The sequence below is a fragment of the Actinomadura rugatobispora genome, from assembly GCF_055379765.1.
Window position 1 is genome coordinate 10,681,169 of sequence record NZ_AP029191.1, and the last position, 22,997, is coordinate 10,704,165.

Annotated in this window: 24 protein-coding genes and 1 pseudogene; 16 read left to right on the forward strand and 9 right to left on the reverse strand. The window is 71.8% G+C overall.

Features of this window, described 5'->3' with window-relative positions:
* Position 1 precedes the first annotated feature (1 nt).
* The 7 genes from dhaL to ACZ466_RS47715 are packed head-to-tail and all read right to left on the reverse strand — an operon-like array spanning position 2 to position 6,031.
* Positions 2–634, reverse strand: coding sequence for a dihydroxyacetone kinase subunit DhaL (gene dhaL, locus ACZ466_RS47685; protein WP_378281252.1), 633 nt, complete (start codon positions 632–634; stop codon positions 2–4).
* Positions 631–1,641: a dihydroxyacetone kinase subunit DhaK gene (locus ACZ466_RS47690; RefSeq protein WP_464041991.1), complete on the reverse strand. Its 1,011-nt coding sequence runs from the start codon at positions 1,639–1,641 to the stop codon at positions 631–633. Before ACZ466_RS47690 ends, dhaL begins: the two co-directional genes overlap by 4 nt.
* Positions 1,641–2,516 (reverse strand): hypothetical protein, encoded by an 876-nt coding sequence (locus tag ACZ466_RS47695; protein WP_378281254.1) that lies wholly within the window; start codon positions 2,514–2,516, stop codon positions 1,641–1,643. Before ACZ466_RS47695 ends, ACZ466_RS47690 begins: the two co-directional genes overlap by 1 nt.
* The gene (locus ACZ466_RS47700) at positions 2,504–3,412 is read right to left on the reverse strand and encodes a beta-keto acid cleavage family enzyme (RefSeq protein ID WP_378281255.1); all 909 of its coding nucleotides are present in this window, start codon (positions 3,410–3,412) and stop codon (positions 2,504–2,506) included. Before ACZ466_RS47700 ends, ACZ466_RS47695 begins: the two co-directional genes overlap by 13 nt.
* Positions 3,409–4,173 carry an SDR family NAD(P)-dependent oxidoreductase gene (locus ACZ466_RS47705; RefSeq protein ID WP_378281256.1) on the reverse strand — a complete coding sequence of 255 codons (765 nt, stop codon included), beginning with the start codon at positions 4,171–4,173 and terminating at the stop codon, positions 3,409–3,411. Before ACZ466_RS47705 ends, ACZ466_RS47700 begins: the two co-directional genes overlap by 4 nt.
* Entirely contained in the window at positions 4,170–4,721 is a 552-nt protein-coding gene (locus tag ACZ466_RS47710) for a VOC family protein (protein WP_378281257.1), read from the reverse strand. Before ACZ466_RS47710 ends, ACZ466_RS47705 begins: the two co-directional genes overlap by 4 nt.
* Positions 4,718–6,031 carry an MFS transporter gene (locus ACZ466_RS47715; RefSeq protein WP_378281258.1) on the reverse strand — a complete coding sequence of 438 codons (1,314 nt, stop codon included), beginning with the start codon at positions 6,029–6,031 and terminating at the stop codon, positions 4,718–4,720. The genes ACZ466_RS47710 and ACZ466_RS47715 overlap by 4 nt, the downstream gene beginning before the upstream one ends.
* Positions 6,032–6,357: 326 nt before the next feature.
* Here ACZ466_RS47715 and ACZ466_RS47720 point away from each other — a divergent pair, with 326 nt between their 5' ends.
* Positions 6,358–7,074, forward strand: coding sequence for a hypothetical protein (locus ACZ466_RS47720; RefSeq protein ID WP_378281259.1), 717 nt, complete (start codon positions 6,358–6,360; stop codon positions 7,072–7,074).
* Positions 7,075–7,249: 175 nt separating this feature from the next.
* Here the strand turns inward: ACZ466_RS47720 and ACZ466_RS47725 are convergent, their stop codons facing one another.
* Entirely contained in the window at positions 7,250–8,086 is an 837-nt protein-coding gene (locus tag ACZ466_RS47725; protein ID WP_378281260.1) for a short-chain dehydrogenase/reductase, read from the reverse strand.
* A 320-nt stretch (positions 8,087–8,406) separates the two neighbouring features.
* Between ACZ466_RS47725 and ACZ466_RS47730 the strand changes: the two are divergent.
* Together ACZ466_RS47730 and ACZ466_RS47735 are read left to right on the forward strand one after the other, a co-directional pair.
* A pseudogene (locus tag ACZ466_RS47730) lies at positions 8,407–8,820 on the forward strand (alpha/beta hydrolase); the annotation flags it as partial.
* A gap of 115 nt (positions 8,821–8,935) precedes the next feature.
* Complete coding sequence (locus ACZ466_RS47735) at positions 8,936–9,217, forward strand: alpha/beta hydrolase (RefSeq protein ID WP_464041992.1); 282 nt, start codon at positions 8,936–8,938, stop codon at positions 9,215–9,217.
* A gap of 83 nt (positions 9,218–9,300) precedes the next feature.
* Here the strand turns inward: ACZ466_RS47735 and ACZ466_RS47740 are convergent, their stop codons facing one another.
* The gene (locus ACZ466_RS47740) at positions 9,301–12,018 is read right to left on the reverse strand and encodes an AfsR/SARP family transcriptional regulator (RefSeq protein WP_378281262.1); all 2,718 of its coding nucleotides are present in this window, start codon (positions 12,016–12,018) and stop codon (positions 9,301–9,303) included.
* A gap of 227 nt (positions 12,019–12,245) precedes the next feature.
* Here ACZ466_RS47740 and ACZ466_RS47745 point away from each other — a divergent pair, with 227 nt between their 5' ends.
* The 13 genes from ACZ466_RS47745 (at position 12,246) to ACZ466_RS47805 (ending at position 22,997) form a co-directional block, all read left to right on the forward strand.
* Positions 12,246–13,142: a hypothetical protein gene (locus tag ACZ466_RS47745; protein WP_464041993.1), complete on the forward strand. Its 897-nt coding sequence runs from the start codon at positions 12,246–12,248 to the stop codon at positions 13,140–13,142.
* Between the two features lie 29 nt (positions 13,143–13,171).
* Positions 13,172–13,846, forward strand: a complete 675-nt coding sequence (cpaB, locus tag ACZ466_RS47750; protein ID WP_378281347.1) for a Flp pilus assembly protein CpaB — start codon at positions 13,172–13,174, stop codon at positions 13,844–13,846.
* A 7-nt stretch (positions 13,847–13,853) separates the two neighbouring features.
* A complete protein-coding gene (locus ACZ466_RS47755) occupies positions 13,854–15,089 on the forward strand; it encodes an AAA family ATPase (protein WP_378281264.1) in 1,236 nt (411 codons plus the stop codon).
* On the forward strand, positions 15,086–15,496 hold the full coding sequence (locus tag ACZ466_RS47760; RefSeq protein WP_378281265.1) for a TadE family protein: 411 nt from the start codon (positions 15,086–15,088) through the stop codon (positions 15,494–15,496). The genes ACZ466_RS47755 and ACZ466_RS47760 overlap by 4 nt, the downstream gene beginning before the upstream one ends.
* Positions 15,497–15,506: 10 nt before the next feature.
* Positions 15,507–15,845, forward strand: a complete 339-nt coding sequence (locus ACZ466_RS47765; protein ID WP_378281266.1) for a TadE/TadG family type IV pilus assembly protein — start codon at positions 15,507–15,509, stop codon at positions 15,843–15,845.
* A 3-nt stretch (positions 15,846–15,848) separates the two neighbouring features.
* Complete coding sequence (locus tag ACZ466_RS47770; RefSeq protein WP_378281267.1) at positions 15,849–17,237, forward strand: CpaF family protein; 1,389 nt, start codon at positions 15,849–15,851, stop codon at positions 17,235–17,237.
* Positions 17,237–18,166, forward strand: coding sequence for a type II secretion system F family protein (locus ACZ466_RS47775; protein WP_378281268.1), 930 nt, complete (start codon positions 17,237–17,239; stop codon positions 18,164–18,166). Before ACZ466_RS47770 ends, ACZ466_RS47775 begins: the two co-directional genes overlap by 1 nt.
* A gap of 1 nt (position 18,167) precedes the next feature.
* The gene (locus ACZ466_RS47780; protein WP_378281269.1) at positions 18,168–19,064 is read left to right on the forward strand and encodes a type II secretion system F family protein; all 897 of its coding nucleotides are present in this window, start codon (positions 18,168–18,170) and stop codon (positions 19,062–19,064) included.
* A complete protein-coding gene (locus ACZ466_RS47785; RefSeq protein ID WP_378281270.1) occupies positions 19,045–20,274 on the forward strand; it encodes a sensor histidine kinase in 1,230 nt (409 codons plus the stop codon). Before ACZ466_RS47780 ends, ACZ466_RS47785 begins: the two co-directional genes overlap by 20 nt.
* Positions 20,267–20,995: a response regulator transcription factor gene (locus ACZ466_RS47790; protein WP_378281271.1), complete on the forward strand. Its 729-nt coding sequence runs from the start codon at positions 20,267–20,269 to the stop codon at positions 20,993–20,995. Before ACZ466_RS47785 ends, ACZ466_RS47790 begins: the two co-directional genes overlap by 8 nt.
* A gap of 101 nt (positions 20,996–21,096) precedes the next feature.
* Positions 21,097–21,324 (forward strand): hypothetical protein, encoded by a 228-nt coding sequence (locus ACZ466_RS47795; RefSeq protein WP_378281272.1) that lies wholly within the window; start codon positions 21,097–21,099, stop codon positions 21,322–21,324.
* A 101-nt stretch (positions 21,325–21,425) separates the two neighbouring features.
* On the forward strand, positions 21,426–21,734 hold the full coding sequence (locus ACZ466_RS47800; protein WP_378281273.1) for a hypothetical protein: 309 nt from the start codon (positions 21,426–21,428) through the stop codon (positions 21,732–21,734).
* Positions 21,735–21,791: 57 nt separating this feature from the next.
* The gene (locus tag ACZ466_RS47805; protein ID WP_378281274.1) at positions 21,792–22,997 is read left to right on the forward strand and encodes a C40 family peptidase; all 1,206 of its coding nucleotides are present in this window, start codon (positions 21,792–21,794) and stop codon (positions 22,995–22,997) included.

Consider the following 22,997-nt stretch of genomic DNA (forward strand, 5'->3'; position numbering starts at 1 on the left):
TTCACGCGTCCGGCTCCGGCGCCGCCTCGAAGAAGAGCGCGACGGTGAGCGCCCCCGGATCGACCACGCCGCGCGCGTGCTCGCCGACGTAGCTGGCGCGGCCCCGCACCGCCACGAGGTGGCGGGTGGATTCGGCGCCCTCGCGGGCGGCGGCGGCCGCCCGCGACAGCGCCTCGGCGACCTCGGCGTCCCGGTCCGCCTCCGCGCGCAGCGCCTCGACCGCGGGCGCCATGGCGTCGACCATCGTCTTGTGCCCGACCTCCGCTCCGCCGAGCCGCTGCACCGTGGCGACCGCGGCGGCGGCCGCTCGTGCCAGCACCGCCGTGGTCACCTCCCCGCCCGCGGACCCCTTGGCGAACTCGCGGAACCACATCCCGAACAGCGGGCCGCTCGTACCGCCCGTCTGCAGGAACCCTTCGGACAGGGCAGTGAAGACGCCCGCAGCCGAGTCCGGTGCGCCGCCGTCCAGCAGGTCCGCCACCCGGCGCAGCGCGAACCGCATGTTCGTGCCGAAGTCGCCGTCACCGGCCCGGCGGTCGAGTTCGGTCAGCTCCTCGCCGCCGCGCCGGACCGCCTCGGTGAACCTGCCGGTCCAGGCCAGCGCGTGTTCCGCGGTGAGCGTCCGCCCGGTCATCGCCCGCCCCAGTTCAGTGCCGGGGTGCGCACCGGGGCGTCCCACAGGTCGAGCAGTTCGTCGTCGGCGCGTACCAAGGTGATCGACATTCCCTTCATGTCCAGGGCCGTGACGTACGGGCCGACCAGGGACCGCACGACGGTGATCCCGAGCCCGTCCAGCAGCCGGGTGAGCTCCCGGTGGGCGGCCGACAGTTCCAGGCCGTGCGTGCCGCCCAGGCCGTTGACGATGGCGATGACGGACGCGCCGCGCGCAAGCCCGAGCGCCTCCACCACGGGGCGCGCGAGCTCGGCGACGAGTTCGCGGGCGGGGCCGCGCGGGCGCCGGCCGACGCCGCGCTCCCCGTGGATGCCGACACCGAACTCCACCTCGTCATCGGCGATCTCGAACGAGGGCCGCAGCCGCCCGGGATGGGTGCACGCCTCCAGGGCCAGTGCCATCGTGCGGGCCGCACCGGCGACCCTGCGGCCCAGCACCGCGACCTCCGCGAGCGTGGCGCCCCGTTCGGCGGCGGCGCCGCAGATCTTCTCCACCGCCACCACGGCGGCCGTTCCCCGGCGGCCCGGGCCGTCGCCGTCCGGCCGTTCGGTGGCCAGGTCGTCGTCGACCAGCACGGTCTCGACCGCGATGCCGTCATCGGCGGCCAGCTCGGCGGCGATGGAGAAGTTCAGGACGTCGCCGGTGTAGTTCTTGACGACCAGCAGCGTGCCGAGGCCGCCGTCGGCCGCCGTGACGGCCGCCCGGATCTGGTGGGCGGTGGGGCTGGCGAAGACCGCCCCGGGGACGGCGGCGTCCAGCATGCCGGCCCCGACGAACCCGGTGTGCAGCGGCTCGTGCCCCGAGCCGCCGCCGGAGACCAGCGCCACCTTGCCCCTCGTGCCGTCCGCCCGGACCACGTATGCCGGGTCGAAATGGACACGGACCAGGTCAGGGTGGGCGAGCGCCAGGCCCTCCAGCGCCTCGGCGACCAGGTCGTCGGGGTCGTTGACGATGTGCCGCGACGGCATCAGCCCTCCCTCCGCTCGACGAAACGGCGGACCGCGTCCGCCACCCGGGTCCCGGCCTCGAACCCGGCGGCCCGCGCGGCCTCGTTCACATGCGAGATGACGCCGCTCTCCCACAGATCGGGGCCGTCGCTGATGGCCGCCGACAGGTGGGAGGCGGCCACGCCCGGCAGGCCGGCCCGGTCCATCAGCGCCAGCCCGGCGATCCCGGCCTCGTCCTTGCCGACGCCCGCGTCGTTGAACACCGCGCAGGCGCACCCGACGAGGACGGCGATCCGCCCGGACTCCTTGCCGCCGTTGGAGGCCGCCACCACCACGTGGCCGCGGTCGCCGTCCCCGGCCTGCGACATGCTGTCGAGCAGGACGACGCCGCCACGGGGGCGGTCCACCACGACGATCCGGCGCAGCTCGTCGCCGCCCTCGCCGGCGCCGGCGCGGCGCTCGGCGGGCGATGCCGTGAGGTGCTCGATCAGGCCGCGGGCCTGTTCCCGCAAGGGCAGGCCGTGGCGCACTCCGGCGGCCCGCGCCGGATCGTTCACGAAGGTCACGACGCCGTTGAGCCATGCGTCCCTGCCGTCACCGATACGAGCCGAGTCGTGTCCCACCGCGATCCCGGCGATGCCGTCGGCGCCGACCGCACGCAGCCCGGCGATCCCGGCGCCGTCCTTGCCGACGCCGGCGTCGTTGCACACGACGGCGGCCACCCCGGCCCGCCGGGCGTACTGCCCGGCGCTCGCCCCGCCGTGCGAGCCCGTCACGATCACCTCACCGGCCAGCGCGAGGGAGGCGAACGCGATGGAGTCCATGGTCAGGACCCGGATGCCGTGCGACTCCAGGACCGTCTCGGGTTCGGTGCCGTACTCGTTCACGACGAACAACGCGCGCTCCCTGTGCCGCTCGGGCCGAGCCCGAAGATCTCGCGGGCCTCGTCAGGTGTGGCCACCTCGCGGCCCGCCCTGGCGGCGAGCTCGGCGACCCGCGCGACGAGTTCGGCGTTGGACGGATGGCCCAGTTCCCCGTAGTGGTGGTCGCCGACGCCGATGGCCACGTGACCGCCCAGCCCGATCGCCGCCTCCGCGACGGGCAGCACGTCGCCGCGATGGGCGGAGACGATCCACTCGATCCGCCGTCCGGGAGGCAGGAAGGCCAGCTGCGCGCGCAGGCCCTCCGCCGTGGCCGGATGCGCGGCGGTGAACTCCGGGCCGCCGAGGACGAACACGACCGCGCCCGGCTCGTCGAACTCGCCCGCCTCCAGATGGGCGAGGATCGCACGGGTCCAGCTCACGTTGAACGAGGCCAGGTACGGTTTGAGCGCCAGCTCCCGGGCCCGCCGGAACAGGCGCCGCTGCGTGGCGGTGCCGTTGACGTAGACCCGGTCCTCGGTGCGGAAGCGCGCCGCGTCCGGATCGAAGAGGTCCATGTTCGCCGACCCCATGTCCATGACGAGGAAGTCGGCGCGGGTGACCGGATCGCCCGCGGTCCCGGCCACGTTGGCGAGCCGCTCCTCCACCGTGCCGCCCGGCGCGTTGGCCATCGACGGCGCCAGCAGGATGTCGCAGCGGCTCCGCACCCGCCGTGCGATCTCCGCGTAGGCCGCCGCCGAGTGGTCGGCGCCGCCCTCCGGCGTGCGGGCGTGGTAGTGCATGAGGGAGGCGCCCGCGTCCGCGCATTCGGCCGCGACCCGGGCGATCTCCTCGGGCGTCCAGGGCACGTCGCCGTTCGGCTCGCGCATGGTGTTCTCGTTCGGATGGACGCCGATGACGAGTTTGTTCATCCTTCCCTTCCTCGAGTCGGTTCCGGCCGCCAGCCGGCGCCCGCCAGCTGCCCGCCGTCGACCCCCCAGATCTGGCCGGTCACGAAGGCGGCGCCGTCCCCGGCCAGGAACGCGATCACCGCCGCGGTCTCGGCGGGGTCGGCGTACCGGCCCAGCGGGATCGCCTTCAGGACGGCGCGGCGGATCTCGGGCGGCTGGGCCACCCGCACCAGCGGGGTGTCCGTGGCGCCGGGCGCCACGCAGTTGACCCGGACGCCGCTGGGCCCGAGTTCGACGGCCATCACCTTCGTCAGCGCGATGACGCCGCCCTTGGACGCGCTGTAGGCGGAGCGATACGGCCCGCCGCGCAGCCCCGACACCGACGAGATGTTGACGATCGACCCGCCGCCGCGAGCCGCCATGCCTCGTGCGACGGCCTGTCCCATCAGGAACGTGCCGGTCAGGTTCACTTCCAGCGTCCGGCGGAACGACTCCGGACCGGCCTGCAGGAACGGCCCGTTGTCGACGATGCCCGCGCAGTTGACCAGGGCGTCGACGGCACCGAACTCGGCCTCGGCGGCACCGACCGCGGCGGCGACGGCCCGCGCGTCGGTCACGTCGAGCACGATGGCGCGCACGCCCTCGACCTCCTGCCCTGCCTGCCGCAGCGCGGTCCGGTCGAGATCCGCGATGACGACGTTCCAGCCCTGGTCGCGAAGGGCGAGGGCGGTCGCCAGCCCGATCCCGGACGCGCCGCCGGTGACGAACACCGTGCCGCTCATCGTCGGTCCAGCAGGGCCGCCATCGGGCGGACCGGGTCGGTGCCGTCCCAGGTACGGGCCGCCTCCTCGACGGCCTGGAACAGTGCCCCCTTGCGCCCGCGGGTCTCCGACAGCTCGATGACCGTTCCCGGGTGGTCCTGCACCGTGAAGTAGGCGAAGCGCTCGTCCGGTGCGCCGCTCCCGGACCTGCCGGACTGCAGGACCTCCAGGCCATGCCGCCGGGCCCGGGCCATGTCGGCGTCGAACGCGGTCGTCCAGAAGGCCACGTGCTGCAGGCCCTCGTGACCGGCGCGCAGGAAGTCCCGGAAGGCCGACGGCTCGTCATTGGTCTGCTGGATCAGCTCGATCTGCACCCCGCCGGTGTGGGCGAGCGCGACGCGGATGCTGGGTGCGGCGGGCCGCCCCCGGTATTCGAAGTCGTTCAGCGGCTGGTCGTCGATGAGGAAGAACGGGCCGACGCCCATGACGTCCGTCCAGTGCGTGAGCGCCCGCTCGACGTCCTTGACGACGAACCCGTTCTGCCGCAGCGGACCGAAGATCCGGCTCACACCGCCTCCTTGGCGGGGACGGGCCCCGTGCCCCGCTCGATGCCGGCACCCCGCCCGGAGCGGCGGGTGAGCAGCAGGACGATGACCGCGGCCACGACCATCACGGCCCCGAAGGCGGCGACCGCCCCGACGAAGCTGCCCGTGGAGTCCTGGATGATCCCCGTCACCTGCGGGCCGAAGTAGCCGCCGACGTTGCCCATCCCGTTGATCACGCCGAACCCGGCGGCGAGAGCCGCGCCGGTGAGGAAGCTCGACGGCATCGTGATGAAGACGGCCAGCGCCGTGTACAGTCCGATGCCCGCGACGCAGAACCCCGCCATCGCCACCACCGGGGAGTCCAGGAACACGGCGGCGACGGCGAATCCGGCGGCGGAGGTCCCGGCCGCGACCGCGAAGTGCACGCCCCGTTCCTGCCTGCGGTCCGAGCGCCTGGTCCACCACAGCATCGGGCCGATCGCCAGCATCGGCGGCACCGCGACCAGCCATCCGGTCTGCAGCGTCGTCAGCCCGAACTCCTTGATGATCTGCGGTAGCCACAGCTGGTAACCGTTGAGGCTGAAGGTGACGCAGCAGAAGACGACGATCAGCGTGAGCACCCGCGGGTGCGACAGCCCCTGCCGGAACGAGTGCCCGCCGGTCCGGCCGGTCCGCTCGCTCTCGGCGTCCAGGGTGCGCTGCAGCCAGGACCGCTCGGACGGGCTGAGGAACGTCGCCTCCGCCGGTCGGTCGCGCAGCACCCGGTAGCAGATCGGGCCGAGGACGACCGCCGGGATGCCGGTCACGACGAACAGCCAGCGCCAGCCTGCCACGCCCGCCAGCCCGTCCATGGCGATCAGCACGTGGGTGCACAGCGGAGAGGCCAGCGCGGACAGGCAGATGAAGGTGACGATCCACGACATCGCGGCACCGCGCTCGGCCTTGGGGAACCAGCGCGACACGAAGTACAACATGCCGGGGGAGAAGCTCGCCTCGGCGACGCCGAGCAGCAACCGCATCACGGTCAGGCTCAGTTGCCCGGTGACCAGCGCCATGGCCATGGTGACCAGACCCCAGCTCACCATGATCCGCGGGATCCAGACCCGTGCGCCGATCTTGGCCAGGATGTAGTTGCTCGGCGGCTCGCAGAGCGTGTAGCTCCAGAAGTAGACCCCGGCGGCGAACCCGAACGCCGTCGCGGAGATCCCGAGCTCGTCGTTCATCGTCAGCGCGGCGATGCCGATGTTCTGCCGGTCGACGTACAGCACGATGTAGCACAGCCCGATCAGCGGCATGAACCGGCGGGTCACCTTGCGCAGGACCGTGCGCCTCATGTCGGCGGCTGCCGTTTCATGGCTGTCATGCGCTGCTGGACGAGCGGAACGCCCATGGTCTCGTGGCACAGCACTCACCTCGATGGAGTGGGGTGGGATACGGAAGCGGTGCGCAAGAGCGACCCTCCTCGAAGCGGGGCTGTGGCACAACGCACCCGTCCCGTTGATCGGCACGCGATCGAACTCACCCCTCGGACGCGCCGGCCTGGCCGCCGGATACGGCGAGACCAGAGAGGGAGCCTGCTTGCTGCGCGGCCTCGAGCTCCGCGGCGAATCTCCCGAAGATCATCGCTCAACCCATCACCGTCCCTCCTAGACTTCCGGGAATGGTCGAGCGAATGAGTGTTGAGATCGAGAGACTCTACGAGGTGTTCGGGCGGGTTCCTCGGCCGCTGAAAGTGGAAGGCTGTGCGCATTGCGTGGCGCCCGATGAGGATCGGCCACTGCTCGAAGGGCCGGTGCGGGGTCTCAGCGTGGACGTGCTCCGGCGGTACGCGACGGATGCGCTCATCTTGTGGGGCGACGTGCCGGAACTCCGCTACTTCCTGCCCCGGTTGCTCGAACTGGCCGCGGACAACGAGTTCGACTGGCCCGATCCGGAGATCGTGTTCAGCAAGCTCGGCCGCGGTCGATGGACGGAGTGGGATGACGACGAACGCGCCGTCATTAGCACCTTTCTGACCCGTTGGTGGGAGACCAAGGCAGGCGACGACTGCCCGTGGCCCGACATTGGGACGGTGCTGTGCAGCCTGGGGCTTACCGGGATCGGACTCGTGCCGTTCCTCGATCGATGGGAACGGCTGGAGTCGACCGGCGCGATCCTGAACCTGCACGAGTTCGTCACGACGGGGGTGACGTGGCGGACGACCGGGCCCGAGCTGCGAAACCCCTTCTGGGAAAAGGAGGTCACGGGCTACCGGGATATCGTCGCCTGGCTGGCGGACGGACGCGCGCTCGCCGCGGTCGAGGAGGCCTTTCTCACCGAAACGCGAGAAGAAATGCTCGCGCTATTGGACGAGACCCACTCGCTCCTCGCCGGCTAAGGCTTCGCGGTTCTCCTCCTGACCGCCCGACCAACCCTGCTTCGGTTGGCTCACTTGGATTCGCCGAGCGACGTCGGTTTTCCGGCCACCATGGGGCCGGTGTGGGGATCCCCACCGACTCGGGTGCGCCGGATGTCATCCGGGCCTTGAGCACGGTGCTTCCCAGGCATGGTGGTCAGGCGTGGTCGACGTCCTTGATGAGGCGAGCGAGCGGAGGGAAGCGGCCCGCGACCGGGTCCGCGACGGCGGCGAACTGTGACCGCAGAGCGAGCAGGCCGGGCACCCACCACGGGGCGTAGACCGACCTCGACCGCCGCTCGACGCCGTTCACCATCGCCGCGCCGGCGCGGGAGACCGAGATCGGCGCGCCGATCACCTTGGGCATCTTCTGGAGGCCGTCGGCCAGCGACGGGCGGGTCATCAGGCCGTGGACGAGGCCGGTGTCGACCGCGCCGAAGTAGGCGATGCCGACCGCGGTGCCGGTGTGGGCCAGCTCGATCCGCAGTGCGCGCCCGAAAGCCTCCACGCCTGCCTTGGAGCTGGCGTAGGCCGCGACGGTGGGGCACGGGATCGCGGCCGCGATGGACGAGGTCAGCATGATGTAGCCGCGTCGCGCGGTGACGTACGGCAGCGCGGCCCGGACCGTGTGCCAGACGCCGAGCAGGTTGACCTCGACCACCTGCTCGAACTCGGCCGGCTTGATCGCGGCCACGGTGGCCAGGGGGCCGCTGATGCCCGCGTTGGCGATGACGATGTCGATGCCGCCGAAGCGGTCGGCGACCTCGGCGGTGACCCGCTCCAGTCCGTCCCGGTCGGTCACGTCCACCGGAAACGCCGCCGCGCGGTCGCCCATCTTCGCGGCAAGAGGACGCAGGCGGTCGGCGTCGCGGTCCAGAAGCGCCACCCGGACGCCCTTGGCGGTGAGGCGGAGCGCGGTCTCCCCGCCGATGCCTCCTGCCGCGCCGGTCAGTACCGCAACACGATCGGTCAGGGGGCTCTGCCGTGTCCTCATGGGCGGCAGTGTAGGGAGCGGCGATCACCGATTTCAATCGGTGATCGGCCGTGCTTCCCCGCGCGTTGTCGTGCCCGTCCTACATGTGGCGACCTGCATACCCAAACGCTTACTTGGTTGTTAGTATGAGGGGTTGGACCGGGCGAGAGAGGTGGCGGATGCCGACCACACCCACCGTCGAGGAGCGCGCGGGATGCGGGCTGGGGGCGCGCCTGGCGGTATGGCTGATGCGCCGGTTCCTGCGGCCGCTGGTGGCCCGGTTGCCCTGGACCCCGTACACGCTGCGCTTCGCCCCTCTGCTGGATCTGGCCGGGTTCCTGATGCTCCCGCCCCGCGGCACCAGGGTCGCCAGGGTGCGCGGGCTCTCCTGCCCCGCCGAATGGGTTCGCGGCCCCGGCGTCACCGGCGTCGGGGACAAGGTGATCCTGTACTTTCACGGCGGCGGGTTCGTCGCCTGCGGACTGCGCACCCACCGCCGAATGATCGCGCGGATCTCCCAGGCGGCGGACATGCCGGTCCTGTCGGTGGCCTACCGCATGCAGCCCCGCGTCACCATCGCCACCTCTGTCAGTGACTGCAGCAACGCGTACGGGTGGCTGCTGGAGGAGGGCCACGAGCCCGCCGACATCGTGGTCGCCGGAGACTCGGCCGGTGGCTACCTGGCCTTCATGGCGCCGCTGCACGCACTCCGTGACGGCTTGCCCCCGCCTGCCGGCATCGCCGCTCTGTCGCCGTTCACCGAGCTGGACATCGCGGGCAAGATCGCACATGCCAATGCCGCGCTCGATCCGTTCATCCCGGCCCCCCCGGCTGCGGGACATGGTGCGTACCTGTTTTCCCGGCGCGGAGGTGACCGATCCGTGGCTGTCGCCGGTGCACGCCGATCTGGGCGGGCTGCCTCCGGTGCTGATCCAGGTCGGTTCGGTGGAGGTGCTGCGCTCCGACGCCGAGTTGATGGCCGGGCGGCTGGGAGCGGCCGACGTGCCGTGCACGCTGCAGATCTGGGAGGGGCAGATGCACGTCTTCCAGATCTTCGCCGATATCTCCCGCGAAGGGCTGGCCGCCATCTCCGAGATCGGGGCGTTCGCCCGCGCCGTCACCGGCTTGACCGTGCGACGGGAAGCGGCATAGCCGGCGGCTGGGCTTGCGTTATGACTGGGCACGCAGGAGGGACGCGGCCCCGACCGTAGGTGCGAACGGCTGTGCCGGCTTCCTCAGGGAGTGTCGGCGATGTGCTGGGATTCGGTGGCGCGTCTCAGGTCGCCCATGTCGGTGAAGATCTCGGCGGCGCGCTTCAGGCGGGCCCGGCCTTCGTCGGCGCGGCCCGCGGCCAGCAGCGCTTGGCCGAGGTGTGTGAGGGCGATGGCCTCACTGTGGCGGCCTCGGTTCTGCATGATGGCCAAAGCTTGTTCGCCGTAGTGGACGGCCTGGCCGGGGTCGGTGCTCTGCAGTGCGGCTCCCAGGGTGTAGAGGGCCATGGCGGCCACGTCCACGTCACCGATCTTGACGGCCAGTTCCTGTCCCTGCTTCAGGCGCTGAACGGCTTCGCTCACCCGTCCCGCACCGAGCAGATGCTTGCCGAGGTAGTTGTAGGCCATGGCCTGCTGGCCGGGCAGGCCGTGCTCGGAGAACACCTGCGCGGCCTCCTCGAGGCACTCGATCGCGGCGGCGGAATCGCCGCGTTGGCCGTACGAGAGACCCAGCGCGGTCTGGGCGGCGGCGATGATGTACGGGTCGTTGAGACCGTGGGCCATGCGCATGGCCTCGCGCAGGAGGGGGTCGGCCTCGTCGAGTTCGCCCCTGTGCACGTTGACCCAGCCGACCGTGAGCCGGCCGAGGGCCTCGCCGCCCAGGTCGCCTTCCCGCCGGGCCTTCGCGAGCAGCATCCGGCCGCACATGAGCAGGTCGTCGAAGTAGCCGCCCATGAACAGCGGCCGGAACAGGAGGCCGACCAGTTCGGTGAGCAGCGTGCAGGGCAGGGTGTGGCAGCCCTCGACCTGCTCCACGCAGCTGAGCAGGTTCTGGCGGACGCTCTCGAACGCGGCGGACGCCGCCTGACCGTTCTGGACGATCTCGGGAACGACCGCACCCGGCCAGGGCTGGGGGACGAGACGAGCGAGCCGGTCGGTCATCAGCCGGACCGTCTCGGTGATGGCCGCCAGCCGTTCCGCGGGACTGTCGAGTTCGTGGGTGAGGCCGTGGGCGAACGCGCGGACCAGGTCGTGGTACCCGTAGCTGCCGGGCCCCTGGGACTCCAGCAGGTGGACGTCGAGCAATGCCTCCAGCAGCCGGTCGGCCTCGAGAATGGGGATGTCCAGCGCCCGCGCCGCGATCTCCTTGTCGATCGTGCTCATGTGAGGGATGGCCAGCAGGCGGAACGCCGCCGCCTCTTCCGGCGCCAGCTGGGCATGGCTGAGCCCCAGGCTCGCCCGGACGCTCAGGTCCCCGACCTCGAGTTCGTCCAGGCGGCGGGTGCGGTCGCTCAATCTGTCGGCGAGATGCCCGAGTGACCAGTCGGGCCGCACCGCCAGCCGCGACCCCACGATGCGCACGGCGAGGGGGAAGCCGCCGCACGCGGCGACGAGCCGGTCGAGCGAGCCGTCGCCGTCCCGCATCCGGTCCGCGCCGGCGATGGCGCCGAGCAGCGCGCGTGCCGCCGCGTCGGGCAGCGCACCGAGTTCGACGAAGTGGGCGCCGACGAGGTCGGCCAGCGTGTTCCGGCTGGTGACGATCGTCCGGCAGCGGCCCCCACTGGGAAGCAGCGGCCGGATCTGGGAGGCGTCGCGGACGTTGTCGAGGACGATGAGCAGTCTGCGGTCGGCCGTCATCGTCCTGAAGAGCGACACGCGCTCCTCGAAGGACTGCTGCAGTGCCAGATCGGTGATCCCCAGCGCCTTCAGGAACATCGCGAGTGTCTCGGCCGGGTCGCTCGGCGACGAACCGGAGCCGTGCATGTCGGCGAACAGGACACCGTCGGGGAACCGGTGGCTCAGGTGGTGCGCCAGCCGCACCGCGACGGTCGTCTTGCCGATACCGCCCGGACCGGAGACGACCGCCGTCCGAGGCCCCGGTTCCCGGCGCGGGTCGAGCTTCTCCGCCAGCGTCGAGAGAGTGGACTCCCGCCCGACGAGATCGCCCGAGTCGGGCGGCAGCTGGAAGGGGACCGTCCTGGCACCGCCGGCCGGCGCCAGGCCCGGGTCCCCCGCGAGGATGCGCTGGTGCAGCTCGTTGAGCTCGGCGCCGGGCTCGACGCCGAGCTCCTCCTTCAGGATCTCCCGCACCTGGCGGTACGTGGCGAGGGCCGCCGCCCGGCGGCCCGACCGGTACAGCGTGAGGATGAGCCGCGCCCACAGGTTCTCGCGGGTGGGATGCTCCGCGACGAGCCGCCGCGCCTCGTCGATGATCTCCGCGTGGTGGCCGAGGTGGAAGGCCGCCTCGAGTTTGAGCTCGTGGACCTGGAGCCGCATCTCCTCGAGCCGGTGTTCCTCGTCCCGCAGCGCGGTGGCGCCGACGTCCGCCAGCGCCGGGCCGCGCCACAGGTCCGTCGCGGCCGCGAGGACCGTGGCGGCGCGCGTCCAGTCTCCCGCCCGCGCGGCCGACAGGCCGTCGGCGTGCAACGCGACGAACCGCGACAGGTCGAGTTCGCCCGGCTCCAGCTCGATGCGGTAACCCGGCGAGGCGGTGACGATCCGGGCGCCGAGTTCGGGTCCCAGCGTTCGCCGGAGCCGCGCGACATAGCTGTGCATCGTGGTGCGGAAGGACGGGGGAGGGGCGCCGTCCCAGATCAGGTTGGCCAGCGCCTCGCCGGTGACGGTGTGCCCGGAGCGGAGGAGCAGGGCGGCCAGCAGGCTGCGCAGCCTCGGCGAGGCTATCGGGACGGCGGTTCCGTCGCCGTCCCGGACGAGTAGCGGCCCCAGTATCCCGAACTCCACCGCTGAACCCCTGTTCACTTTGGCCCCGAGGCACACATTCTGACCGAAGAGCGTCGATCGGTGTCAACCGGAAGCAAGCCCGTTTCTTGCGGCGGACGCGAACGATGCTAGATCGGTGCCAGCCGGATGCCAGCCGGGTCGGCGAAGATCGTGAGGCCTAGGAAGAAGGCGGGCAGTCGAACAGGACGGAGCGGCCTTGTGAATCCCACGAGGCGATCAGGCCGCCCATGACCGTGGTCGTGATCGCAGGGGACGTTCCCAGCATCGGTGTCATGGGGGAGTACACGGCGCGCCGCCTGGTCGTGGACGGCGCCGCGCAGGAAGGACGCGCGGAGTTCATCGATCAGATGGCACAGGCACTGGGGGAACGCGGGAGCGTCCTGGTCGTCCATCCGTCATGGAGCACCGGGGGCGCCGGCGGTCTCATCGCCCTCGCACGGGGAGCGCTGCACACCGACCGGATCGCCGCGGTCCCGCTGGATCTGCCCCCGCTGGCGCTCTCGCTCGTGGCCGACCAGCTGGCTTTCGTGGCACCGCACGTTCCGCCGGGAAGGCTCGCGGGCCTGGCGTCCCGGTTGTCCGTCATGGTGTGCGCGGGCGCGTGGCTGCACAGCGTCGCCCGCTTGGAGAACGTTCCGGTCGGTCTGGCCGAGCATGCCGTCTCTTACCTGCCCGGCCGTGGCGGCTTCTCAGTGCTCGCGGCTCCTTCACCGGGTGTGCACCGGATAACGCGGGCCGAACCGGTGCAGGCGATAGAACGGCCGCGGCTGGGGCCCGTCCTGCTGGCGGCCGCCGACCAGAACGGAGATCCGGGCTGGCTGCGGGAGTCGCTGCAGGGCGCCCTCGGAGCGACGTCCATCGTGCCGGCCGCCGTGCAACCGCTCAGCGACACGTACTGGGGTTCCCGAAGGCACACCGAGTTCGTCGCGTTCAGCGGCCACCCCGACGCGGTCCAGCAGGCCGTCACGTCGGCCGGGGGACGGCCCTGCGGATGGTGCGGCGAACCCACCGCGCTGCCCGAATGCTCCTTCTGCGGGATGGCCGTCCGAGACGGGTCAGGCGATGTCTCCGGAGGGGCGGCCGGCGTGGTCGCCGGCTCCGCGACGAGGAACGGAGTCCGATGAATCCCCGTCAGCGACGAGGAGGCGTGCTGATGGTGCTCGCGGCGCTCGGCGCCGTCGTGGTGTTCGTCAGCGTGCTCGGGTACACCGGATCGGTGCGCGCCGAGGCCGGCGTCCGTACCGAGGTGCTGGTGCTCACGCGCACGATCCCCGCGTACACCCGGATCACCGAGAACGACCTGCGCCGCGCCCAGGTGCCCAAACGCTGGTCGCCCTCGACACTGATCACCAACCCCGCCCAGCTCGCCGGGAAGGTCGCGGGAGCGGATCTGCCCGCGGGCGCCTTCCTGCAGCACGGGATGCTCGTCCCGCACCCCGCCCTGGAGCCCGGCCAGCGGGCCATCTCCATCAGGGTCGACGCCGAGACGGGGGTCGCCGGCATGGTGCAGAAGGGCATGTACGTCGACATCTACGCGACCTACCAGGTGCAGAAGGGCAGCCGCCAGGAGTCCTGCGCGGCCCGGATCGTCAAGTCGGCCCTCGTGCTCCAGATCGACCAGGTGCGCAGCGTCCGCGACGAGAAGAACACCTCGGTCACCGAGTCGATCATGCCGATCACGTTCGCGCTCGACGCCGTGGACAGCCTGAAGCTCACCCGGGAGGAGAGCTTCGCCAACAAGCTCCGCCTGGTGCTGATCGGCGGCACGGGCCGGAAGGCCGACGGTGTCAGCCTCCCGCCGGTGTGCGAGACGATCCCGGCGAGGTGACGGCGCCGTGACCATCAGGGTTCTGCTCGGGATCGAGGATCGGGCCGTGGCCGCGGCGCTCGGCGGCCTGGTCGACGAGCTCCCCGGCCATGAGGTGGCCGGGGTCCGGGCGAGTTCGGACGACGTCGCCGCGGCGGCCGCCGCCGAACCCGGACTGGACGTCGTCCTCCTGCACCGGGATCTGGGTCCGCTCGCCCCATTGGAGGTCGTCCGCGACCTGGCCGTGCGCCACCCCCACCTCCCGGTCGTGCTCGTCACCGAGGACACCGGCGTCGAAGCGTTCGCCGCCGCGATGGCGGCGGGCGCGCGGGGCGTGGTCTCCACCCGGCCGACGCTCTCCGAGCTCGAGGACCGCATCCGGCAGGCGGTCGAGTGGTCCCGCGCCATGAGGCGGCACCTCACCACCGCGGGCGCCGATCCCGGCGAGAGCCTCCCGCCCCGGCGGCAGGGGAGGCTGGTGACCCTGTGCGGTGCCAAGGGCGGCGTCGGCACGACCACGCTCGCGATCCACCTCGCGCTGGCGACGGCGGCCACGGGACGCAGCGTCTGCCTGATCGACATGGACCTGCAGAAGGGCGATGTCGCCGGATACCTGGACGTCCGGCACCGGCACAGCGTCAGCGATCTCGCGGCCGCGGGAGACGGCCTGGACGGGGGAGTCGTGGCGGACGCGCTGTATGTCCACCCGGCGGGCCCGCACGTCCTGCTGGGACCGGGGCAGGGCGAGGACGCGGAAGAGATCTCCGCGCGCGTGAGCAGAAGCGTCCTCGGGATCGCCCGCGCGCGATACGACGTGGTCCTGGTGGACGGCGGTGCCTATGTCACCGAGGCCGCTGCGGTGGCGGTGGAGCTGGCCGACGAGGCGGTCATCGTCGCCACTCCCGACGTCCCCGCGCTGCGCGGTGCCGCGAGGCTGGCCGGGATATGGGCGCGGCTGGCGATCCGCAAGGAGGAGGACGCGTCGGTCCTGCTCGCCAAGCACGACAGGCGCAACGAGATCCAGCCCGACCTGGCGCGGAAGATGGTCGGCCCTCCCGTGCGGGCGGTGACGGTCCCCGCCGCCTTCCGCGCTCTGGAGGAGGCCGCCAACACCGGCTCGCCGCTCACGGTCAAGCAGACGGCCTTCCGGAAGGCGATCGGCTCGGTCGCCGCCGACCTCGGTCTCCTCTCGGGGGAGCCGGACGAGGACGAGCGCGAGACCCCGGGCGGCAGGGGCGGGGGCAGGTCATGGAAACGCCCGTGAGGAGCCCGCAGGACCGGGGCGCCGTCGCCGTCGAGTTCGCCGGCATCATCCCGCTCATCGGCTTCGTCGGCCTGCTGGTGTGGCAGACCGTGCTGGTCGGCCTGACCTCGATGTACTCCAGCCATGCCGCGAACGAGGCGGCGCGCGCGGTGACCGTGATCGGCTATGACGAGCGCGACACCCCGGAGGCGCGGGCCGACCGCGAGGAGGTCCGGCGCCGCACGGTGGCGCGGGTCTCCGGTGGCTGGAAGGACCGCGAGCATCTGCACATCGCCGTCCGGGACGGCTACGCCGTCGTGACCATCGACACTCCGCTGGTGATACCCGCGCTGCGGAGCTCGTGGGGGATCACGGGCCGGGCGAAGATCGTCACGGAAGGGGGTGGTGGCGTTGGCGCGGCGCGGTGACCGGGGAGCGGTGGCCGTCGAGTTCGCGGGCATCGCACCGTTCGCCCTCTTCGTGATCTTCCTGGTGTTCCAGGCGTACATCTCCTCGACCACGGTCGAGCGGGTCGAGAACGCGGCCCGCACCGGGGCGCGCGAGGCGGGCCAGCGCTACGCCCCGGATCTCTGCCGGGAACGCGCGCGGGCCGCGATGCCCGGATGGCTGAACACGTACTCGATCGAAGGCGGGCCGACATCGGTGGACGGAGATGACGGGGTGTACTGCCGGGTCCGCGCCAAGCTCCCCCTGCTCTGGAAAGGGATCCCCTTGGACTACACCGTGACGCGCACCGTCACCATGCCGCTGGGGTAGCCGATGGCCCTCAAGGATCGTCTGGAGAACGGCGGCCCCGCCGACGGGCGACCTGGCGGGAACACCGTCGGGCACTGGCGGCAGCGCCTGCTGGAAGAGATCAACCTGGACGAGCTGGCCAAGCTCACCATGGACCAGCGGCGGGCGCGTCTGGAGAAGGTCACCGGCCTTCTGGTGGCGCGCGAGGGGCCGGTGCTGACGGGCGGGGAGCGGGCCTCGCTCATCCGCCGCGTCGTGGACGAGGCACTCGGCCTGGGCGTGCTCGAGCCGCTGCTCGCGGATCCGAGCATCACCGAGATCATGGTGAACGGGCCGGACGCCATCTTCGTGGAACGCGCCGGGCGGGTGGCCCGGGTCGACGGCGGCTTCGCCAGCCAGGACCAGCTCTACCAGACCATCGACCGGATCGTCGCCCAGGTGAACCGCCGCGTGGACGAGTCGAGCCCGATGGTCGACGCCCGCCTGCCCAGCGGCGAGCGCGTCAACGTGATCGTGCCGCCGCTGTCGCTGAACGGCCCCGTCATCACCATCCGCCGCTTCCCCCGCGCGTACTCGGTCGGGGAACTGGTGGAGGCGGGCTCCCTCGACGAGGCCACCGGCCTGCTGCTGGCCGCGTTCGTCCGGGCCCGGCTCAACGTCGTGATCGCCGGCGGTACCGGCACCGGCAAGACGACCATGCTGAACGCGCTGTCGGCGTTCGTCCCGGCCGGGGAGCGCATCATCACCATCGAGGACTCCGCCGAGCTCCGGCTCACGCAGGAGCACGTGATCTCGCTGGAGTCGCGTCCCGCCAACATCGAGGGCAAGGGGGCGATCACGATCCGCGACCTGGTCCGCAACGCGCTGCGGATGCGGCCGGACCGGATCATCGTGGGCGAGGTCCGCGGCGGCGAGACCCTGGACATGCTGCAGGCCATGAACACCGGGCACGACGGCTCGCTGGTGACGGTCCACGCCAACTCGACCGAGGACACCGTGCACCGCCTGCGTACGCTCGCCGCGATGAGCGACGTCAAACTGCCGTACGAGGCGATCCGCGACCAGATCGAGGGTGCGGTCGACATCGTGGTCCAGTTGACCCGCGGTCCGGACGGATCGCGCCGCATCACCGAGGTGGCGGCGCTCGGCCCCGCCGGAGCGGGCGTCGGGTCCGGCGCGGGCGCCGCTCCGGGCCCGGCGGCGCAACACCGGGTGACGCGCTTCGAGGCGGAACCGCTGGGTTCCGACCAGACCGTACGCGGCGCGTTCCGGCACCATCCGCTTCCCGGGTTCCTGGCCACCCGGCTCTTCGAGGCGGGAGAGAAGATCCCGCCCGCGTTCGCGCCCGAGCCGCGCACCGGCCACGTGGACACGGGTCGAGCACGGCCCGCGGAAGGCGGGGTGGGAAGGTGATGATCCTCCCGCTCCCGGTGATCCTGCTCATCCTCGCCGTGGTGCTGATCCTCGCCGTCTGGGGGCTCGGGGACCTGGTCGCCGGGGCGGGACGGCGCCGTCGGCTGGTCGAACGCGGCCGGCTGGCCCCGGGCGACCCGGCGGCGGGACTGGCCGCCAGGCTGGACGCGTCATTGCGCCGTACCACGCTCGGCCGGGCCGTGGAACGAAAGCTGAACACCGCCGGAATCAGGGTGCGGGTGTCCACGTTCCTGGCTCTGCTGACCGCGGCGGGCGCCGCCGTCATCGTGCTGATCGGACAGTGGATCGCACCGGTGTTCGGGCTGGCGGCCGCCGCCGGTGTGGGCATGGCGTTCTTCTCCTACGTGCGGCGAAGGGAAGAACGGCGCCGGGACGAGTTCGTCGCCCAGCTGCCCGAGCTGGCCCGGGTCCTGTCCAACGCGACCAACGCCGGCCTGGTCATGCGGACGGCCATCGAGATCGCCGCCGATGAGCTCGCGGATCCGGCGGGCACCGAGCTACGCCGGACGGCGGACGCGCTGCGGCTGGGCCAGCCTTTGGAGGACGCCCTGCGCGACCTGGGCGCCCGCCTGCCGTCGCGGGAGCTTGGCGTGCTGGTCAGCACGCTGGTGGTGGCGACCCGCTCGGGCGGCTCGCTGGTCACGGCGCTGCGGACGATCGCCGGGACGCTGGAGGAACGCAAGGAGATCCGCCGGGAGGTCAGAACGATTATGGGAGAGGCGGTCGTCACCAACTGGGCGGTCGGGGCCCTCGGCCTCGGCGGGCTGGCGCTGATCAACATCATCCAGCCGGGCGCGCTCCGGATCATGAGCGAAGGGCTGGTCGGCCAGATCGTCCTCGCCGTCGCGGCCGTGTTGTTCACCGGCAGCCTGCTCGCCGTCCGCCGGGTCACCAGGATCGATGTGTGAGGTGGACGTGATCGGTTACGTCATGGCGGCGTCGGGAGCGCTCTGCGTGATCCTCGGCGTCTGGGGTTTCTCGCTGGTCACGGCGGAACGCAGGTTCAGCGTGTCGGCCCTGTCCGACGTCGGCGGCGGCGCTGAGGAGGAGGGTTTCGTGCTCGACCGGCTCGCTGGCGTCCTCGGGGCGCCGCTCGCCGGTCTGGCGTTGACCGCGCTGGCGCCCTGGCGGAGCTCGATCCGCGAACGGATCGCCGCCGCGGGGCGTCCCGCCGGACTCTCCACGGTCGAGGCGTACGCCCGGGTCACCGCCGGATACGTCGTCATCTTCGGCGGGCTGGGGCTTGTTTTCGCGGCCCTGGGGCAGGGCGCGTTCGGGGTGGTGTGTTTTGCCGGCTGCCTGCAGAACGAGTACAGGCTCTATGGCCGGAAGAAGGCCAGGCAGGACGACATCCAGCGGTCCATCCCCGACTTCCTCGACGTCCTCGCGGTCACGGTGAGCGCGGGCCTCAGCTTCCGCGTCGCGCTGGCGCGCACGGCCGACAGCATGCCGGGCCCGCTCGCCGACGAGTTCCGCCTGGCGCTCCGGCAGATGGACCTGGGCACACCGCGCCGCGAGGCGTTCGAGGACCTGCGGCGGCGCAACGACTCCGAAGGCGTGAACCAGTTCGTCACCGCGTTGCTGCAGGCCGAGGAACTGGGGGCGCCGTTGCGGACCGCGCTGGTGGACATCAGCAACGATCTGCGCCGAAGCTCGGCGCAATGGGCCAAGCGCAAGGCTCAGCGCACCACACCGAAGATCACCGTGATCACCATGACGATGAGCCTTCCGGCTCTGATGCTGGTCGTGCTGGCAGCCCTCTTCTACGGGTCGGGAGTGAGCCCTGGTGGCCTCTTCGGCGGTTGAGCGGCCGACACCCGCCGCGGGCCCGCTGCCGGAACGGGTCGGCGCCGCGTTCGGGATGCTGATGCGGATCCGCATGCTCGTCGCAGCCCTGACGTTGCCGCTGCTGCCCAGCGGCGAGCTGAATCTCGCGACCTTCCTCCTGGTCTTGAGCATCGTGGCACTGTCCTGGCTGGCGGGGCGTGGCTGGCGCCTGATCGCTCCGCGGGTCGCCACGCATCCGCTCTACTTCGCGCTCGACATGGTCATCTCGTTCGGCATCCTGGGCATCGGTGGAGTGTCGGGCCCCTTCTTCATCTGCACCGTCGTGACGGCGGCGGTGGCGGGCCTCCTCTACCGGTGGCAGGGCATGCTGGCCGTCGCCATCCAGCAGGTCGCCTTCTACTGCATCGTCTACGGAGTCAGCCTGCGGGCACCTGACGACATCGTCTTCCAGTCGGTGCTGGCGCAGGCCCTCTACTACCCGTTGGCCGGGGTGGCCGGAGTCGGGCTGCGCAGGCTGCTCGACGACTTCGCCGCGAAGGAGGCCGAGCTGCGGCGGGCCGAGGTCCAGGCCGCCGCGGCCGACGAGCGGGCCCGGCTGGCCCGGGAGATGCACGATTCGCTGGCCAAGACGCTGCGCGGCGTGGCGATGATCGCCGCCGCTCTGCCGACCTGGATCTCCCGGGATCAGGCGCGCGCGGTGTCGGAGGCCGAACGTGTCGCGGTGGCGGCCGAGGTCGCCTCGAAGGAGGCGCGGACCCTGCTCGCCGAGCTCCGGGAGGACGCGGCGCAACGCTCCTTCCCCGACACCGTCCGCGACATGGCGGAGCGCTGGGGTGCCGACACCGCCACGGCCGTGATCTTCGATTTCGCCGAGGGGGTGGACCTGCCCCCGCGTTCCCGGCACGAGGCGAGGGCCATCCTGAGCGAGGCGCTGGCCAACGTCGAAAGGCATGCCGCGGCGAGGTCGGTCTGGATCCGGCTCGCCTGGGAGGAGTCGATGGTCGTGCTGACCGTGCGCGACGACGGGCGCGGGTTCCGGCCGCGCGGGCTGCCCGAACTGGCCAGGGAGGGCCACTACGGGCTCATCGGCCTGCACGAGCGGGCCGAGCGCGTGGGCGGCCGGGTGTGGGTGGCGTCCGAGCCGGGGGCGGGCACCACGGTCGGCGTCAGGCTCCCCGTGGTCGAGCCCGCGGACCGGCGACTCGCCGAGGCGGGAACGCATGGGTGATCCACGCGTCATGGTCGTCGATGACAACATCGTCGTGCGTTCCGGCCTGGTGTCGCTGCTGGAGGCGGCCGGGATCGAGGTCGTGGGCGAGGCGGGGGACGGGCGGACCGCGCTGGAACTCGCCGAGCGGATCAGACCCGACCTGGTCCTGCTGGACGTGCGGATGCCACTGATGGACGGGATCAGCGCGGCCGGTGGGCTGAGCCGTGTCGCCAAGGTGGTCATGCTGACCTACACCCAGGACCCGGGCGTCGTCCAGGCGGCGATCGAGCGGGGCGCGGTCGGCTATCTGGTGCACGGGTCGTTCACGGCGGCCGAGCTCACCGCGGCGGTGCACGACGCCATGGAGGGCGCGAACCCGCTCTCCCGGGAGGCGGTCTCCGCCCTGGTCGGCGCCGTGCACCGCGACCAGGTCCAGAGCGGGACCTGGGACGGTTCACCGGTCGCGCCTCCGCCCGGGCACGGTGCCTCTCAACGCCGCGCACGGGAACGGTTCGGACTGTCGGCCCGGGAGGCCGAGGTGATGGAGCTGATCGTCCGGGGACGCACGAACGGCGAGATCGCCGAACGCCTGTTCCTGGCCGAGAAGACGGTGAAGAACCACATCAACCACATCTACGCCAAGCTCGGCGTCGCCTCGCGGGCCGGGGCGATCGCGCACTGGCTGGGCACGGCCGAGGAGCAGGCGGGCCCTCCCGGGGGCCCAGACGGGCCCGGCTGAATGGGGCCTGGATTGGGCCGCCGGGCCCTGGGGCCGGCAGCGTGGATTCCGTACCGTTGTTCTGCCGGAAGGGAACAAGAAACGGTCGGAAGGAAACGCCGATGAACCCGATTATTCCGCTCTACGTGACCCTGCAGACTTTCGTTGTCGACCGCGTGGAACGGCTTCGAAGGTCATCGGACCGGGGCGCGGAAGCCATCGAATACGCGGCACTGATCATCATCGCCGCGGCGGTCATCGGATTCGTATACGCAGCCATTAGTGGTATCAACATCCAGCAAAAGGTCGCTGACGCTCTCAACAGTGTGTTCAACCGGCCGCAGCAGTAGTACCCCGGACGGGTGCCGGGGACGGTGGGGAAGCAGCCGAATCCGGCTTCGGGAAGGCACACTCCCCATCACCCCGCCGCCTGCCGAAGAAGGGCCGGTCGATGCGCGCTGTGCCGGCGTCCTGGCTGACGGCGGCCACCCTCGGCGCCCTCGGTCTGCTCGCCCTGAAAACCCTGGCACCGGACGCGGAGCCCGCCGGAACCTACGACCAGGAATTCTTCGGCCGGTGGCGGCCGGCCTTCCAACTGCCGGTGGCGGCGTTGGCGGCCACCGCCGCGACCGCGGCCACCGAACCTGATCTCTGGAGCACTCACGGAATCCTCCCGTGCGGTATCGAGATCCTGCTCGGATGCCTTCTCGGCCTCTTTCTCGTGAACGCTTTCCGGCCGGCGCGCGGCCGTCATCGCTGAAGCCGGAAGGCCATGTGTGATCTCCGCTCATGGAATGGGGTGCGGATGCTGCGGCGGATGCGGTACGGCAAATCGGGAGGGGGCGACGAAGGCGCCGCCACCTCCGTTCTGGTGATGTTCATGGCGGTCGTCCTGGCCGCCGGTTTCCTGCTGTTCGGCCGGATCGGCCAGGCCGGCGACATGCGCACCCGGGCGCAGATCGGCGCCGACGCCGCCGCGCTCGGGGCGCTCGCCCCCCTCCGCGACCAGGCGGTCTCGCTGGCGCTGGACGGGCTCGACCCGTCCGCGGCGGGCTACTGGTCGGTCGGCACCACGCCCGAGGCGGCAGCCGCGTCGTACGCCGACAAGAACGGGACGCGGGTGCTCCGAGCCCGGCTGAGCGGCAGGGAGGGCCAGACCACCATGGTCGAGGCCGCGACGCGGTTCTGCCAGCTCAAGAGGGACGGCGAACTGACCGCGAAGGAACGCGACGACCTCCGCCAACGCCGCAACCTCTGCACCGACAACACCGGGAAGACCGGGATCGGCCGCGCGGGCTCCGCCAGGGCGGTCGCCACGATGAAGGCGCCGCGCTGCTCGTCCGACTACTGGGACCCGCCGCCGGAGAGCACCGGGATCGGGCCGACCCGCAGGATGGTCTGCGACGGCGTGCAGGTGTACCCCGGCGGTGACCGCGAGCGCGTGAGGAAGCTGTTCAAGCTGCGTCTCGTCGACGGTGAGGACCCCGTCGCCTACACGGGACAGCCCGAGGGCATGGACCTTCCCCCGGGAGGCCCGGTCGGCGGGGGCGGCGTCGTGGTCAGCGAGTGCGCCACGAACGGGCAGCGTCCCGCCGACGACCTCCCGTTCGGCGCGGCGGTGGTCGCCTGGGCCCTGTGCTGGCGTGGCACGCCCTACTCCTGGGGAGGCGGCACCGTTCGTGGCCCGGGACGCGGCATCTGCTGCTCGCCCGGAGGTTACGACGGGCGCCTGACCATCGGGTTCGACTGCAGCGGCCTCACGCTGTACGCGGTCTACCACGCCTCCAAGGGCCGGATCGCCATGGGCCACTTCACCGGGACGCAACTGGACGACCCCCGCGGCAGGCCCGTGCCGCTCAACCAGCTCCAGGCCGGGGACCTCGTGTTCTTCGGCCCGCGCCCGACCGACCACGTGGCCGTCTACTACGGCGACGGCAAGATGGTCGAAGCTCCGAGAACCGGGGACGTCGTCAAGATCTCCCCGCTGCGCAGCAGCCTCACCTACGCTCGCCGCTTCGGCTGA

Excerpts from the sequence above, each read along its gene's own strand:
- ACZ466_RS47775 (WP_378281268.1), top strand. The coding sequence starts at position 17,237 with ATGATCCTCCCGCTCCCGGTGATCCTGCTCATCCTCGCCGTGGTGCTG.
- ACZ466_RS47720 (WP_378281259.1), top strand. The coding sequence starts at position 6,358 with ATGGTCGAGCGAATGAGTGTTGAGATCGAGAGACTCTACGAGGTGTTC.
- ACZ466_RS47790 (WP_378281271.1), top strand. The coding sequence starts at position 20,267 with ATGGGTGATCCACGCGTCATGGTCGTCGATGACAACATCGTCGTGCGT.
- dhaL (WP_378281252.1), bottom strand. The coding sequence starts at position 634 with ATGACCGGGCGGACGCTCACCGCGGAACACGCGCTGGCCTGGACCGGC.
- ACZ466_RS47700 (WP_378281255.1), bottom strand. The coding sequence starts at position 3,412 with ATGAACAAACTCGTCATCGGCGTCCATCCGAACGAGAACACCATGCGC.
- ACZ466_RS47770 (WP_378281267.1), top strand. The coding sequence starts at position 15,849 with ATGGCCCTCAAGGATCGTCTGGAGAACGGCGGCCCCGCCGACGGGCGA.
- cpaB (WP_378281347.1), top strand. The coding sequence starts at position 13,172 with ATGGTGCTCGCGGCGCTCGGCGCCGTCGTGGTGTTCGTCAGCGTGCTC.
- ACZ466_RS47705 (WP_378281256.1), bottom strand. The coding sequence starts at position 4,173 with ATGAGCGGCACGGTGTTCGTCACCGGCGGCGCGTCCGGGATCGGGCTG.
- ACZ466_RS47745 (WP_464041993.1), top strand. The coding sequence starts at position 12,246 with ATGACCGTGGTCGTGATCGCAGGGGACGTTCCCAGCATCGGTGTCATG.
- ACZ466_RS47725 (WP_378281260.1), bottom strand. The coding sequence starts at position 8,086 with ATGAGGACACGGCAGAGCCCCCTGACCGATCGTGTTGCGGTACTGACC.
- ACZ466_RS47805 (WP_378281274.1), top strand. The coding sequence starts at position 21,792 with ATGCGGTACGGCAAATCGGGAGGGGGCGACGAAGGCGCCGCCACCTCC.
- ACZ466_RS47795 (WP_378281272.1), top strand. The coding sequence starts at position 21,097 with ATGAACCCGATTATTCCGCTCTACGTGACCCTGCAGACTTTCGTTGTC.
- ACZ466_RS47690 (WP_464041991.1), bottom strand. The coding sequence starts at position 1,641 with ATGCCGTCGCGGCACATCGTCAACGACCCCGACGACCTGGTCGCCGAG.
- ACZ466_RS47715 (WP_378281258.1), bottom strand. The coding sequence starts at position 6,031 with ATGAGGCGCACGGTCCTGCGCAAGGTGACCCGCCGGTTCATGCCGCTG.
- ACZ466_RS47800 (WP_378281273.1), top strand. The coding sequence starts at position 21,426 with ATGCGCGCTGTGCCGGCGTCCTGGCTGACGGCGGCCACCCTCGGCGCC.